The 15027-nt window shown below is 70.5% G+C and carries 11 protein-coding genes; 5 read left to right on the top strand and 6 right to left on the bottom strand.

Features of this window, described 5'->3' with window-relative positions; all coding sequences use genetic code 11:
• Position 1 precedes the first annotated feature (1 nt).
• Positions 2–883, bottom strand: a complete 882-nt coding sequence (locus ACZYY4_RS02700) for a MaoC/PaaZ C-terminal domain-containing protein (protein ID WP_463807866.1) — start codon at positions 881–883, stop codon at positions 2–4.
• Between the two features lie 93 nt (positions 884–976).
• Here ACZYY4_RS02700 and ACZYY4_RS02695 point away from each other — a divergent pair, with 93 nt between their 5' ends.
• The 3 genes from ACZYY4_RS02695 (at position 977) to ACZYY4_RS02685 (ending at position 4769) form a co-directional block, all read left to right on the top strand.
• Positions 977–1693: a histidine phosphatase family protein gene (locus ACZYY4_RS02695; protein WP_463807865.1), complete on the top strand. Its 717-nt coding sequence runs from the start codon at positions 977–979 to the stop codon at positions 1691–1693.
• A gap of 66 nt (positions 1694–1759) precedes the next feature.
• Positions 1760–3805 (top strand): SDR family oxidoreductase, encoded by a 2046-nt coding sequence (locus ACZYY4_RS02690; protein ID WP_463807864.1) that lies wholly within the window; start codon positions 1760–1762, stop codon positions 3803–3805.
• Between the two features lie 10 nt (positions 3806–3815).
• Positions 3816–4769 (top strand): nucleoside hydrolase, encoded by a 954-nt coding sequence (locus ACZYY4_RS02685; protein WP_463807863.1) that lies wholly within the window; start codon positions 3816–3818, stop codon positions 4767–4769.
• An 8-nt stretch (positions 4770–4777) separates the two neighbouring features.
• On the opposite strand, the gene ACZYY4_RS02680 is transcribed toward ACZYY4_RS02685, so the two are convergent.
• From ACZYY4_RS02680 to guaA, 3 genes are all read right to left on the bottom strand, one after another.
• Positions 4778–6373: a DNA polymerase Y family protein gene (locus tag ACZYY4_RS02680; RefSeq protein WP_463807862.1), complete on the bottom strand. Its 1596-nt coding sequence runs from the start codon at positions 6371–6373 to the stop codon at positions 4778–4780.
• Between the two features lie 11 nt (positions 6374–6384).
• Positions 6385–7098 (bottom strand): hypothetical protein, encoded by a 714-nt coding sequence (locus tag ACZYY4_RS02675; RefSeq protein ID WP_463807861.1) that lies wholly within the window; start codon positions 7096–7098, stop codon positions 6385–6387.
• A gap of 251 nt (positions 7099–7349) precedes the next feature.
• Positions 7350–8903 carry a glutamine-hydrolyzing GMP synthase gene (guaA, locus tag ACZYY4_RS02670; RefSeq protein ID WP_463807860.1) on the bottom strand — a complete coding sequence of 518 codons (1554 nt, stop codon included), beginning with the start codon at positions 8901–8903 and terminating at the stop codon, positions 7350–7352.
• Between the two features lie 90 nt (positions 8904–8993).
• Between guaA and ACZYY4_RS02665 the strand changes: the two genes are divergently transcribed.
• Both ACZYY4_RS02665 and ACZYY4_RS02660 read left to right on the top strand, forming a co-directional pair.
• On the top strand, positions 8994–9731 hold the full coding sequence (locus tag ACZYY4_RS02665) for a beta-phosphoglucomutase family hydrolase (RefSeq protein WP_463807859.1): 738 nt from the start codon (positions 8994–8996) through the stop codon (positions 9729–9731).
• Between the two features lie 10 nt (positions 9732–9741).
• The gene (locus ACZYY4_RS02660) at positions 9742–12102 is read left to right on the top strand and encodes a glycoside hydrolase family 65 protein (protein WP_463807858.1); all 2361 of its coding nucleotides are present in this window, start codon (positions 9742–9744) and stop codon (positions 12100–12102) included.
• A 4-nt stretch (positions 12103–12106) separates the two neighbouring features.
• Here ACZYY4_RS02660 and ACZYY4_RS02655 read toward each other — a convergent pair whose 3' ends face one another.
• Positions 12107–13828: a GMC oxidoreductase gene (locus ACZYY4_RS02655; RefSeq protein ID WP_463807857.1), complete on the bottom strand. Its 1722-nt coding sequence runs from the start codon at positions 13826–13828 to the stop codon at positions 12107–12109.
• A gap of 59 nt (positions 13829–13887) precedes the next feature.
• Entirely contained in the window at positions 13888–15027 is a 1140-nt protein-coding gene (locus ACZYY4_RS02650) for a GuaB3 family IMP dehydrogenase-related protein (RefSeq protein ID WP_463807968.1), read from the bottom strand.

The raw sequence follows: 15027 nt of genomic DNA, 5'->3' as shown, positions 1-15027 counted from the left end.
CTCAGCCGTTCGTCTGGCCCCGGTACTGGGCCGCCCCGTCGTCGAGCACCACCCGCGGGGCGGCGCCGTCGGGACCGGCGGCCTCGGTGCGGAACACCGCCCTGCCCGGCTCGGTCCGCCAGATCGAGGTGGTCAGCGTCTCCCCCGGGAACACCGGGTCGGTGAACCGCGCCGCGATCGCGCTGACCCGGCCGGCGTCGCCGCCGCCGAGTTCGGCGACCAGCGCACGGCCGGCGAAGCCGTAGGTGCACAACCCGTGCAGGATCGGCTTGGGGAAACCGGCCAGCGTGGTGGCGAACCACGGGTCGCTGTGCAACGGGTTGCGGTCGCCGGAGAGCCGATAGAGCAGCGCCTGGTCCTCGCGGGTCGGATAGGCCACCCGCGCATCCGGTTCGGAGTCCGGTATCTGCGGGGCCACCGGCCGCTGCCCCGGCGCCCCGCCGAAGCCACCGGCCTTGCGGATCACCACGGTGGTCAGCGTCTCGGCGATCGGCTCGGAGGTCTTGGGGTCGGTGCCGCGGGCCCGCAGCATCACGACGGCGTTCTTGCCCTCCCCCTTGTCCTGGATGTCGGCGACCTCGGCGACCACCTGCAGGCTTCCGGCTGCGGGCAGCGGTGCGAACAGCCGCACCTCTTGGGAGCCGTGCAGCAGCAACGCCGGGTTGAAGGTGCCGATCTTGCCGGCGGCCGCGAAGCCCAAGCAGCAGATGACGGCATAGGTGGGCAGCACCTGCTGGGCAATGTCGTGACTGTTCTCGGTGGTGAAAGCCAGGTCCGCTGTTCCCGCACCGACGCCGAGCGCGTAGAGCATGGTGTCGCGATCGGTCCATTCGACCAACACCGGATCGGTGGTCACGCCGACGGCTGTCGGATCCAGTGCCATGGTTTCTCCTTACGGGGATTGCGGAAGCGGATTCGCCTCACCATTTCAGCAGAACCGGCCCCGTCGGCGCCGTCAACACGGCAGGCTGTCGCCATGGGGAAGCGTATCTGGAACCGCACCGGCACGGTGTTCGCAATGTTGGCGGCCGCGCTTGCGGTGGCACTGACGCTCGGCGGTTGTTCGAGTACACCGCACACCCGCACCATCACCCTGACATTGGTCCGGCACGCGGAATCCGAGAGCAACGCGGCCGGGATCATCGACACCTCGGTGCCCGGTCCGGGGCTGACCGACAAGGGCCGGACCGAGGCTCAGGAGATCTCGGATCAGCTCTCGCGCAACCACTACGACGGCGTCTACGCCTCCTCGATGGCGCGCGCCCAGCAGACCGCCGCCCCGCTGGCGCGCGAGCTCGGCCGTCAGGTGCAGATCCTGCCCGGCCTGCGGGAAATCAACGCGGGCTGGTTCGCCGACAAGCAGAATTCGGTGGTCAACGCGCCGTATCTGCTCGCCCCGCAGGCCTGGATTCACGGTCAACGGACCGCAGCCATACCCGGCTCGATCGACGGCAACCAGTTCAACGACGAGTTCAGCGCCGCAGTGCAGCAGATCTACGACAGCGGAGACGCCAATCCGGTGGCGTTCTCGCATGCGGCGTCGATCATGACGTGGACCTTGATGAACGTCCGGAATCCGCGTGACGATCTGATGACCGACCACCCGCTGCCCAACATCGGCCGGGTGGTGATCAAGGGCAGCCCGGCCACCGGATGGAAGCTGGTGGATTGGGACGGCATCCGCGCCTTCTGACTTGGGGCGTCCGGAGGTCTGAAATCCGCGGTTGACGTGGCCGCCTCGACGGACCACCATGACCGCATGCGTTATGTCGTTACCGGCGGTACCGGGTTTATTGGGCGGCGGGCAGTGACCCGCCTGGTGGAGAAACAGCCCGACGCGCAGGTGTGGGTGCTGGTGCGCCGTGCGTCGCTGGGCCGTTTCGAGGCCCTGGCCTCTCACAACGGTCAAGCATGGGGCGAGCGGGTCAAACCGCTGGTCGGCGACCTGACTGCCGAGAACCTCGGGTTGACCGACACGGTGATCGCCGAGCTCGGCGACATCGATCACGTGCTGCACTGCGCGGCGATCTACGACATCACCGCCGGCGCGGCCGAGCAGCAGGCGGCCAACGTCGAGGGCACTCGCGCGGTGATCGAGCTGGCGAAACGGCTCGACGCCACTCTGTCGCACGTGTCGTCGATCGCGGTGGCCGGCGACTATGCCGGTGAGTTCACCGAGGCCGACTTCGACATCGGCCAGGCGCTGCCGACCCCGTATCACCAGACCAAGTTCGAGGCCGAGGCGCTGGTGCGCTCGGCGCCGGGGCTGCGCTACCGGGTGTATCGCCCGGCGGTGGTGGTGGGCGATTCGCGCACCGGCGAGATGGACAAGGTCGACGGCCCGTACTACTTCTTCCCGCTGCTGGCCAAGCTGGCGATGCTGCCCAGAATCACCCCGATGGCGGTGCCCGACACCGGGCGCACCAACGTCGTCCCGGTCGACTACGTGGTCGATGCGCTCGTCGAGCTGATGCACGCCGACGGCCCATCCCCCTCCTCCTGGGACGGGCGTACCTTCCACCTGACGGCGCCGAAATCGATTGGGCTGCCGGAGATCTACCGGGCCGTCGCACGGGAGGCCGGACTGCCGCCGCTGCGGGCCAAGCTACCCGGCGCGGTGGCGGCCCCGGTGCTCAACGTCGGCGGGCGGGCGCGGGTGTGGCGCAACATGCTGGCCACCCAGCTGGGCCTTCCCGGCGAGGTGCTCGACCTGGTGAACCTGCGGCCGACGTTCGTCGCCGATGTCACCCGCGAGGCGCTGCAGGGCACGGGCGTCGCGCTTCCTGATTTCGCCGACTACGCGCCGCGGCTGTGGCGGTATTGGGCGGCACACCTGGATCCCGACCGGGCCCGCCGCGACGATCCGGCCGGACCGTTGGTAGGTCGGCACGTCGTCATCACCGGGGCGTCCAGCGGCATCGGCCGGGCCTCGGCGATTGCGGTCGCCGAGCGCGGCGGCACGGTCTTCGCGCTGGCCCGCAGCGGTGCGGCACTCGACGAACTGGTGGCCGAGATCCGCGCCGCGGGCGGAGCGGCCCACGCGTTCACCTGCGACATCACCGACTCGGCATCGGTGGAGCACACCGTCAAGGACATTCTGGGCCGGTTCGGGCACGTCGACTACCTGGTGAACAACGCCGGCCGGTCGATCCGGCGCTCGGTGGGCAGCTCCACCGACCGGCTGCACGACTACGAGCGCACCATGGCGGTCAACTACTTCGGTGCGGTCCGGATGGTGCTGGCGCTGCTGCCGCACTGGCGGGAACGCCGATTCGGTCACGTCGTCAACGTCTCCAGCGAAGGGGTGCTGGCGCACAGTCCCCGCTACAGCGCGTATGTGCCCACCAAGGCCGCGCTGGACGCGTTCACCGATGTGGTGTCGACCGAGACGCTCTCAGACCACATCACGTTCACCACCATCCACATGCCGTTGGTGGCCACCCCGATGATCGTGCCGACAGGGAAACTGGTCCCGATGGGGGCGATCAGCGCCGAACACGCGGCGGCCATGGTGGTGCGCGGCCTGGTCGAGAAGCCGGACCGGATCGACACCCCGTTGGGGACACTCGCCGAGACCGGCAACTATGTCTTCCCGGGGCTGGCGCGCCGGCTGCTGCACCAGCTCTACTTGGGTTACCCGGACTCGGCCGCCGCCCGCGGCGTAACACCCGCTGTTGCGGCACAACCGGATCGGCAGTCCGCACGCAGGCCGAAGCGGCCGGCCCGGGCGATCGCCAAGATGCGGGTACGGGCGCCCCGCACGGTCAAGCGGGCGGTCCGACTGGTGCCGGGCCTGTACTGGTGATCGCACGGTCGTGACACTGCCCGTCTTCGCCGACGTCGACACCGGCGTCGACGACGCAGTCGCACTGGTGTATCTGCTGGCCGACCCGCAGGCGCGGCTGGTGGGTCTCGCCTCGACCGGCGGAAACGTTGCGGTGCAACAGGCCTGCCGTAACAACCTGGCCCTGCTGGAATGGGCCGGGATGCCCGGCATCCCGGTGTCCAAAGGCGCCGAGGCACCGCTGAACGGACCGGTCCACACCGCGGAGAGCATCCACGGGCCGCAGGGACTCGGCTATGCCGAGCTGCCGCCCGGCAGCGGCCGGCTCACCGAGCATGACGCCGCCGCGGCGTGGGTCGCCGCCGCGCGGGCACACCCGGGGCAGCTGATCGGGTTGGCCACCGGCCCGCTGACCAACCTGGCGCTGGCGTTGCGCACCGAACCCGCGCTGCCCACGCTGCTGCGCCGGCTGGTGATCATGGGCGGCGCGTTCTCCGGCGAGCGGGCCGGCCGGGCCGAGTTCAACATCGGGGTCGATCCCGAGGCTGCCGCCGAGGTGCTCGACGCCTGGTCGGCTGTTGCGCCGCAACGACTCCCGATCGTGTGCGGGCTGGATTTGACCCGTCATATCGCGGTCACCCCGGCGATCCTGGCGGGGCTTGCAGCGGCGGCGGACAACCCGGTGACCCGGTTGCTCGACGACGCGCTGCGGTTCTACTTCGAGGCGCATGATGCCCGTGGCCACGGCTACCTGGCATACCTGCACGATCCGCTGGCCGCGGCGATCGCGCTGGAGCCCGAGCTGGTGACGACGCGGCCGGCCGCGGTACGGGTCGAACTCACGCCCGGGGCGGCGCGCGGGTGCACGGTTGCCGACTGGGACGCCGCGGTACCGAATGCGCTGATCGGTGTCGGCGTCGACCCGGCGGCGTTCTTCGACCGGTTCGCGCAGCGGGTCGCCACGTTGGCCCGCCGGCTGGGCTGAGCGCCGGGTCATTCATAGCTGCCCTCCAGGTACCAGCGCCGCAGCCGGTAGCACAGCAACAGTGCCGCGCCGGGTGCACCGCTATCCGGCGAATCGTCCAGCAGTGCCTGGACCCGCGCGGTGCGTCCTGATCCCGGCCCTTCCCGCTGCGGGTCCCACCACCGCTCGTCGACCGGCCAGGGCCCGGCCCACCAGCGCAGCCGGTCGTCGCGGCCCCGGGCGACCAGCCACACCGGATCGGCGGAGAACAGTCCCCGGCCGGTCACCCGGATCGGATTACGTTCGGCGTCAAGCAGTTCCACCGGATCGTCGAGCAGCACCGCCGGCGACGGTTCGGGGAGCCGACCGGGCCACGGCTGGCGCGGGTCGGCCAGCGGCACCGGCTCATCCCCCAGCGGGGTCAAGGTGATGCGCTCGGCCGGGCCGCGGCCACCGGACAGCACCGGCACCCGCACCGCCTCCGGGCCGAGCAGGCCCTGCACCCGCACCAGCGCCCGGCGGGCACGCAGCCGGTCCTCCTCGCCGAGGCCGCCCCAGAGCGGCAGCTGCAGCGCCTCGGTGGCCGAGAGCACCTCCACCGGCTGCAGCCGCAGCAGTGTCACCGGACCGGTGGGCCGATCCCGGGCCACGCGGCTGGTCAGCCAGCCGTCCAGCTGCCAGCGCACCCGGTCGGCGGTGGCGTCCTCGGTCAACGGCTCGGCGCACCGCCACACCCGGGTCAGCTCTTCCCCGGTGGCGGTGACGGCGTGAATGGCCAGCCGGGTGCAGCCGACGCCGGCGGCCATCAGGGTGCGGTGCAGCTCGCCTGCCAGCGAGCGGCCGGCGAACGCCGCGGCGTCGACCCGGTCGATCGGCGGATCGCAGTGCAGCACCGCATCGAGGTCCGGGGTCGGCTCCCGCCCGGACGGCCCGCGTTCCGGCTCGCCGCGGGCGAGCCGGTGTGCAGTGAGCGCGTCGAGACCGAACCGCGATGTCACATCCGGTCGTGGTAGCGCGGCGAACTGGCCGATGGTGCGAATCCCCAACCGCCACAACAGGTCGACCAGGCCGTCACGCCCGGGTCCGGAGAGGCTGGGCTCGGCGGCCAGTTGCCGGATCGACAGTGCCGACAGGAACCGGGCGTCGGCTCCGGGCGGCACCACAGCACCGGCGCGGGCGGCGAGCACCGCGGCGGAGAGCCCGTCGGCGATCCCGACCTGGCATTCGACATCGGCCGCGGCCACCGCGTCGACGAGGCGTTCGGCGGCTTGCCCCTCGGAGCCGAAGGCTCGCACCGCGCCGCGCACCGACACCACCAGCAGGCCGGGCCGCAACACCTCGGCGGCCGGCACCAGTTCGTCGACCGCGACCAGGACCGGCTCGAACAACCGGGCGTCTCGGTCGGTGTCGGCGGCCACCACGTGCAGTGCTGGGCAGCGGGCCGCGGCTTCCCGGCGCCGCAGCCCACGGCGCACCCCCGCCGCGCGGGCGCCCGCCGAGCAGGCGATCACCCGGTTGGCCAGGGTGACCGCGACCGGCGCGGTGGCCGGCAGGCCCGCCGCGACCGCCGCGGCGACCGCGGGCCAGTCCATGCACCACAGTGCCAGCACTCGGGAGTCGGCCATGAGAAGACCCGCTACCCGACCCTGGTTCGCCCGGCCGCGCCGCCGGCCGCCCGCACCTCCAGGCGCACCGCGCCGATCCGCCCGAACCCGGGCAGCGCCGCACCGCCCGTCGGCTCGCCGCTTGTCACCTCGCCGCTCGTCACCTCGCCGCTTGTCACCTCGTAGCCGCTCACCCGGGCGTCCAGCCGCAGGGCCGCGCCCTGCCAGTCACCGCCGCAGATCAGCAGGGCGCAGCCGCGGTGGCGGGCGCGGGCCAGCACCACCCGGGTGCGCGCCGGCGGCACGCGGCGCCCGCCCAGGCCGAGCACCACCAGATCCATGCCGTCCATCAGCACCGTGGCCACCTCCACCGGATCGTTGCCGGGGTCGGGGATCACCGCGAGCCGGCTCAGGTCGGCGCCCATCTCCGTCGCGGCCAGCAGCCCGGTGTCGGGCTGGCCGACGATGGCCGCGTTACCGCCGGCCGCCGTCACGGTGGCCACCATGCTCAGCACCAATGAGCGGGCCCCCGAGGCCACCGCCACCGTGCCCCGTGGCAACCCCGCGGGCAGCACCCCGGCCAGCAGCGGCGGAACCGGCAGCACGTTCTCGGAGGCTGGAACGGCGGCGGGTGCCCGCCGGCCGGCGCCCACTTTCCCGGTCACCGCCGCCATCTGCCGGCGCAGCTGTTTCAGCTGGTCAGCACGGTCGTTATGACGTTGACCCAAGCTCGTAGCCGCCGTCATGATCGCCTCCGGAAAACTCGCATCGACTCGAAACTATGTTCGATTGATCCGAGTGAACACTTCCCCACCGACAACCGTCAAGCCGGGCCGTCCGGCGGCGCATCAAGAGCCCCGCAAGTCACATCTGCACCGCGCCTGAAGGCGCCGGGAAGGGCCCCGGCTGTCGCTCAAAGGTGGTCAACAGCGACATCGACTTGTGCCTGTGGCACCTGAGGCGGATGTGTCCACAGCGCGCTAAGCGACGGGTGTGTCTACTCCCACTCGATGGTGCCGGGCGGTTTGCTGGTGACGTCCAGCACGACGCGGTTGACCTCGGGCACCTCGTTGGTGATCCGGGTGGAGATGCGCTCCAGCACCTCGTAGGGCACCCGGGTCCAGTCGGCGGTCATGGCGTCCTCACTGGAGACCGGCCGCAGCACGATCGGATGCCCGTAAGTGCGGCCGTCGCCCTGCACCCCGACCGAGCGGATGTCGGCCAACAGCACCACCGGACACTGCCAGATCTGGTGGTCCAGGCTGGCGGCGGTCAACTCCTCGCGGGCTATCGCATCGGCCAGGCGCAGCGTGTCCAGCCGCTCCGAAGTGACCTCGCCGACGATCCGGATTCCCAATCCCGGGCCCGGGAAGGGTTGGCGCGCAACGATCTCCTCCGGCAGCCCCAATTCACGCCCGACCGCGCGCACCTCGTCTTTGAACAGTAGCCGCAGCGGCTCGACGAGGGTGAACTTCAGATCATCGGGCAGTCCGCCGACGTTGTGGTGGCTCTTGATGTTCGCGGTCCCGGCACCGCCGCCGGATTCCACCACGTCCGGATACAGCGTGCCCTGCACTAGAAAATCGATCTGCTCATCACCGACCAGATCACGCACCGCACCCTCGAAGGCGCGAATGAACTGCCGCCCGATGATCTTTCGCTTGCCCTCGGGATCGGACACCCCCGCCAGCGCGTCGAGGAACACATCGGCGGCGTCCACCGTGACCAGCTTCGCGCCGGTGGCGGCGACGAAGTCGGTCTGAACCTGCTCGCGCTCCCCGGCACGCAACAGCCCGTGGTCGACGAACACACACGTCAGCCGATCCCCGATGGCACGCTGCACCAGCGCCGCGGCCACCGCGGAATCCACCCCGCCGGACAGTCCGCAGATGGCGTGCCCGTCACCGATCTGCTCGCGCACCTGGCCGATCAGCGCGTCGGCGATGTTGGCCGGCGTCCAGACCGCGTCGATGCCGGCGAACTCGTGCAGGAACCGGCTGAGCACCCGCTGCCCGTACGGGGTGTGGAGCACCTCCGGGTGGTACTGCACCCCGGCCAGCCGGCGGGCCCGGTTCTCGAACGCGGCCACCGGGGCACCCGCGGTGGCGGCCACCACCGCGAACCCGTCCGGCGCGTCGGTCACCGCGTCGCCGTGGCTCATCCACACCGGCTGGGAAGTCGGAAGCCCCGAATGGAGTTCACCGCCAGTAACTTTCAGCTCGGTGCGGCCGTACTCACTGGTTCCGGTGCGCGCGACGGTGCCGCCGAGTGCGGCCGCCATGGCCTGGAAGCCGTAGCAGATGCCGAATACCGGAACGCCGAGGTCGAACAGCGCCGGATCGAGCCGGGGGGCGCCCTCGGCGTAGACGCTGGCCGGCCCGCCGGACAGCACGATCGCCCGCGGGTTGCGCGCGGCGATCTCCTGCACGGTGGCGGTGTGCGGGACGACCTCGGAGAACACCCGCGCCTCCCGGACCCGGCGGGCGATCAATTGGGCGTACTGCGCGCCGAAGTCGATGACCAACACGGGACGAGACGATGGTGATGACACGGCACAGAGCTTAGTGGCGGCAAAACGCGGCCGATCCGACGGTGGTCATGGTGAAGTGGACACCAGCTGAGAGCCGGAAGGGGGCCGTCCATGGTGCTGGGCCTACCCGAAACGGTGCGCGCCTGCCTGTTCGACCTCGACGGCGTGCTCACCGACACCGCCAGCGTGCATACCCGGGCCTGGCAGGCCATGTTCGACGCCTATCTGGCCCAGCGGGCAGCGCAGACCGGCGAGGCGTTCGTGCCGTTCGACCCGGTGGATGACTACCTGCGCTTCGTCGACGGCCGGAAACGCGACGACGGGGTGCGCACCTTTCTGGCCAGCCGCGACATCGTGCTGCCCGACGGCGCCGACGACGACCCGCCCGACGCCCAAACCGTGTACGGCCTGGGCAACCGCAAGAACGCGGCGTTCCACGCGACGCTGCAGACCGACGGGGTGGACGTGTTCGAGGGGTCGCGGCGCTATCTGGCGGCGGTCACCGCGGCGGGCCTGGCCACCGCGGTGGTGTCGGCCAGCGCCAACGCCGGCGAGGTGCTGGCGATCACCGGCCTGGAGAAGTTCATCGGCCAGCGCGTCGACGGCGTGACCCTGCGCACCGAACACATCGCGGGCAAGCCCGCCCCGGACTCGTTCCTGCGGGCGGCGCAGCTGCTCGGTGTCGCCCCCGCCGCGGCCGCGGTGTTCGAGGACGCGCTGTCGGGGGTGGCGGCCGGGCGGGCCGGCGGGTTCGGTTTTGTGGTGGGCGTCGATCGGGTAGGTCAGGCCGAAGACCTGCTGGCCCACGGCGCCGACGTCGTCGTCACCGATCTGGAGGAACTTTTGTGAAGGCAGGCCGATGATCCCCGCGGACTATTTTCCGATCGAACCGTGGCAGCTCCGCGAGACCCGACTCGACCTGGATCTGCTCGGGCAGAGCGAAGCCCTGTTCGCGCTGTCCAACGGGCACATCGGCTTGCGCGGCAACCTCGACGAGGGCGAGCCGTACAGCCTGCCCGGCACCTACCTGAACTCGTTCTACGAGGTCCGGCCGCTGCCCTACGCCGAAGCCGGGTACGGCTATCCGCAGGCCGGGCAGACCATCGTCAACGTGACCAACGGCAAGATCATCCGGCTGATGGTCGACGACGAGCCGTTCGACGTCCGCTACGGCGAGCTGATCGACCACGAGCGCATCCTCGACCTGCGGGCGGGCACCCTGACCCGCCGCGTGCACTGGCACTCCCCGGCCGGCAAACAGGTCAAGGTGCACTCGACCCGACTGGTGTCGCTGGCCCAGCGCAACGTCGCCGCCATCGAATACATCGTCGAAGCGGTCGACGAATTCGTCCGGGTGACAGTGCAATCCGAACTGGTCGCCAACGAGGATCATCCGCCGACCTCCGGCGACCCGCGGGTCGCGGCGATCTTGGAGAACCCGTTGGAGGCGGTCGAGCAGGAGTACAACGAACGGGGCGCGGTGCTGGTGCACCGGACCCGGGCCAGCGACCTGATGATGGCCGCCGGTATGAACCACGAGATCGAAGTGCCCGGACGGGTTCAGGTCAGCACCATGGCGATACCCGACGTGGCGGGGACCACCGTGGTGTGCGGGCTGCGTCCGGGGCAGAAGCTGCGGATCGTCAAGTACCTGGCCTATGGCTGGTCCAGTGAGCGGTCCCGGCCCGCGTTGCGCGACCAGGCGATCGCGGGACTGACCGGTGCCCGCTACAGCGGCTGGCAGGGGCTGTGCGACGCCCAGCGGGCCTACCTCGACGAGTTCTGGGACGGCGCGGACGTCGAGGTCGACGGCGACCCGGACTGCCAGCAGGCGATCCGGTTCGCGCTGTTCCACCTCCTGCAGGCCAGCGCGCGCGCTGAACGCCGGGCGATCCCGAGCAAAGGGCTCACCGGCAACGGCTACGACGGCCATACCTTCTGGGACAGTGAGAGTTTCGTTCTCCCGGTGCTCACCTACACCGCACCGGACGCGGCGGCCGACGCGCTGCGCTGGCGGTCGACGACACTGGATCTGGCCCGCAACCGGGCCACCGAACTGGGACTGGCCGGGGCGGCGTTCCCGTGGCGGACGATCCGGGGCCAGGAATGCTCGGGATACTGGCCGGCGGGCACGGCCGCCTGGCACATCAACGCCGACATCGCCGCGGCTTTCGAGCAGTACCGCGTCGTCACCGGCGACGGCTCCCTGGAGGCCGAGTGCGGGCTTGCGGTGCTGATCGAGACCGCCCGGCTCTGGCGGTCGCTGGGTCACCACGACCGGCACGGCGTGTGGCACCTGTCCGGGGTGACCGGCCCCGACGAGTACACCGCGATCGTGCGGGACAACGTGTTCACCAATCTGATGGCCGCCCACAATCTGCGCACCGCCGCCGACGCCTGCGCCCGCCAGCCCGATGCCGCCCACGAGTTCGGGGTCACCACCGAGGAGATGGCCGGCTGGCGGGATGCCGCCGACGCGGCCCACATCCCCTACGACGAGGAACTCGGCGTGCATCCGCAGTGCGACGGCTTCACCTCCGCCGCGGAGTGGGACTTCGACACCCGGAACACTTACCCGTTGCTGCTCAACGAACCCTATGTGCGGCTGTACCCGGCCCAGGTGGTCAAGCAGGCCGATGTCCTGCTGGCCATGCATTGGCGCAGCCACGCGTTCACCCCCGAGCAGAAGGCCCGCAACGTCGACTACTACGAGCGGCGCACGGTGCGAGACTCCTCGCTGTCGGCCTGCACCCAGGCGGTGATGTGCGCCGAGGTCGGACACCTGGAGCTGGCCCATGACTACACCTACGAAACGGCGTTCGTCGATCTGCGCGATCTGCACGACAACACCCGCGAGGGCCTGCACCTGGCGGCAATGGGCGGGACCTGGCTCTCGCTGGTGGCCGGGTTCGGCGGCCTGCGTGACGACGCGGGCGTGCTGGCCCTGAATCCCGCACTGCCGGAGGGGATCTCACGTCTTCAATTCGGGTTGCGCTGGAGGGGTTTCCGGGTGACGGTCAGCGCCACCGACAACGAGGTCAGCTACACCCTGCGCGACGGCCCCGACGGCCGGCTGACGATCCACCATGCCGGTGAGGAACTCGAACTGAAAACCCAATCCCCCACCACGGTGCCGGCCCGCCGGCGCGAACAGCTGTTGCCGCCACCGACGCAGCCGCCCGGCCGCGCGCCGAGCCATCGTCATCAGGTCGCGCGGTAGAGCCTCAGGCCCAGCGCAGCGCACCGAAGGCGCTGTCGGGTACTGCCGGGTTCTTCGGTGCGATCGGCTCCAGCCGCCGGTAGGGCTCGTTCTGGGCCGGCCGCTGGTCGGCCTCGCCCTTGTTCGGCCACAGTGACGCGGCCCGCTCGGCCTGGGCGGTGATCGACAGCGACGGGTTGACGCCGAGGTTGGCCGAGACCGCCGCGCCGTCCATCACCGCCAACGTCGGGTAGCCGTACACCCGCTGGTAGGCGTCGATGACACCGTGCTCGGGGCTGTCCCCGATCGCCGCCCCGCCCAAAAAGTGCGCGGTGAGCGGGATGTTGAACAGCTCCCCCCAGGTGCCGCCGGCCACCCCGTCGATCTTGGCGGCGATGCGACGGGTGACCTCGTTGCCGACCGGGATCCAGCTCGGGTTGGGTTCGCCGTGCCCCTGCTTGCTGGAGTACCGGCGGATGCCCAGTTTGCCGCGTTTTGTGAAGGTGGTGATCGAGTTGTCCAGGTGCTGCATGACCAGCGCGATCACGGTGCGCTCGCTCCACTGCTTGGGGTTCAGCAGCCGCAGGATGTGTGCGGGGTCTTCGCGGGCCTGGTCCAACAACTGCCGCCAGCGCGGGACATCGGTTCCTGCCGGGCCCGCCCCGTCGGTCATCAGCGTCTGCAGCAAGCCCATCGCGTTGGAGCCCTTGCCGTAGCGGACCGGTTCGACGTGGGTGTCGGCGGTGGGGTGGATCGAGGAGGTGATCGCCACGCCGTGGGTCAGGTCCAGGTCCGGTTTGACGCGCAACCTGGCCGCCCCGACGATCGATTCGGAGTTGGTGCGGGTCAGCACGCCCAGTTGCGAGGACAACTTGCTCAATTTTCCGCTGTCCCGCATCTTGAACAGCAGCCGCTGGGTGTTGTAGGTGCCGGCGGCCAGAATCAGATACCGGGCGGTGAAGGTCTTACGGTGCCGGCGCGCCCGCAGGCCGGTGCGCACCGTACGCACCTGCCACAGCCCGTCGCCGCCCTGCTCGAAGGCGGTCACGGTGGTCATCGGGTGCACCCGGGCGCCGGCCGACTCCGCCAGATACAGGTAGTTCTTCACCAGGGTGTTCTTGGCACCCCAGCGGCAGCCCGTCATGCACTCGCCGCACTCCAGGCAGCCGGTGCGCTGCGGGCCGGCGCCGCCGAAGTACGGGTCGGCCACCGTCTTGCCGGGGGTTTTTTCGCCGTTCTCGCCGAAGAACACCCCGACCGGGGTGGGCACGAAGGTGTCGCCGACCCCCATGTCGTCGGCGACCTGCTTGACGATGCGGTCGGCGTCGGTGAACGTCGGGTTCTTGACCACCCCGAGCATCCGCTGCGCCTGGTCGTAGTGCGGCATGAGTTCGGCACGCCAGTCGGTGATGTGTGCCCACTGCTTGTCGGCGAAGAACGGCTCCGGCGGCACGTAGAGGGTGTTGGCGTAGTTCAGCGAGCCGCCACCCACCCCTGCGCCGGCCAGCACCATCACGTTGTTGAGCAGGTGGATGCGCTGGATGCCGTAGCAACCGAGCTTGGGCGCCCACAGGAACTCGCGCAGATGCCAGGAGTTCTTGGCGAAGTCCGCGTCGGCATACCGGCGACCCGCCTCCAAAACACCTACCCGATAGCCCTTCTCGGTCAGTCGCAGCGCGCTGACGCTGCCACCGAAACCCGAGCCGATGATGAGAACGTCATAGTCAGGTTGGTAGTCCGGCTCCATAGCCAGCAAGTATGACCGTACTCACCGGTAACTGCTAGATAGGCCGCCCTTACCTGGCGTCAGGACCCGACGGTCAGCCCGACCTTCTGGAATTCCTTGAGGTCGCAGTAGCCCGCCTTGGCCATCGACCGGCGCAGCCCGCCGACCAGGTTCAGTGAGCCGAACGGGTCATCGGAGGGACCGTCGAGCACCTGCGCCAAACCGGGGCGCTCCCCATAGGCGACCTGCATCAGGGCACCGCGCGGCAAGGACGGGTGAGCGGCCGCCGACGGCCAGTACCAGCCGCCGCCCAGCGCCTCGGCCGCCGCCGCCAGCGGCGTGCCCAGCACCACCGCGTCGGCACCGCAGGCGATCGCCTTGGCCAGATCTCCGGAGGTGTGGATGTCGCCGTCGGCCAGCACATGCACGTAGCGCCCGCCGGTCTCGTCGAGGTATTCGCGGCGGGCGGCGGCGGCGTCGGCGATCGCGGTGGCCATCGGCACCGAGATGCCCAGCACCTCATCGGAGGTGGTCACCCCCGCGGTGGAGCCGTAGCCGACGATCACCCCGGCCGCGCCGGTGCGCATCAGGTGCAGCGCGGTGCGGTGGTCGATCACCCCACCGGCCACCACCGGGATGTCGAGCTCGGAGATGAATGTCTTCAAATTGAGTGGCTCCCCGGCCCCATCCCGATCCAAGGCCACCCGCTCGGCGGAGATGATGGTGCCCTGAATGACCAGCAGGTCCACCCCGGCCGCCACCAGGGCCGGCGTCAGCGCCGCGGCGTTCTGCGGGCTCACCCGCACCGCGGTGGTCACCCCGGCCTCGCTGATGCGTGCGACCGCGGCGCCGAGCAGGTCGGGGTCCAGCGGCGCGGCGTGCAGTTGCTGCAGCAGCCGGATCGCCGCCTCCGGCTCCGGCTCCTTGGCGGCAACCTCGACGACCTGGAGCACCTTGGCATCGATGTCGGCGTGCCGGCCGATCAGCCCCTCACCGTTGAGCACCCCCAGACCACCGAGCCGGCCCAGCTCGATCGCGAACTCCGGGGACACCAGGGCGTCGGTGGGGTGCGCCAACACCGGGATCTCGAACCGGTAGGCGTCGAGCTGCCAGGCCGTCGACACGTCCTGGGAGGAGCGGGTGCGCCGCGACGGCACGATGTTGATGTCGTCGAGCTCATAGGTGCGACGGGCGGTGCGGCCCATGCCGATCTCAACCAT

It is taken from the genome of Mycobacterium sp. IDUB_21 (genome assembly GCF_055419425.1).
This window is presented reverse-complemented; position numbering and strand designations above follow the sequence as displayed.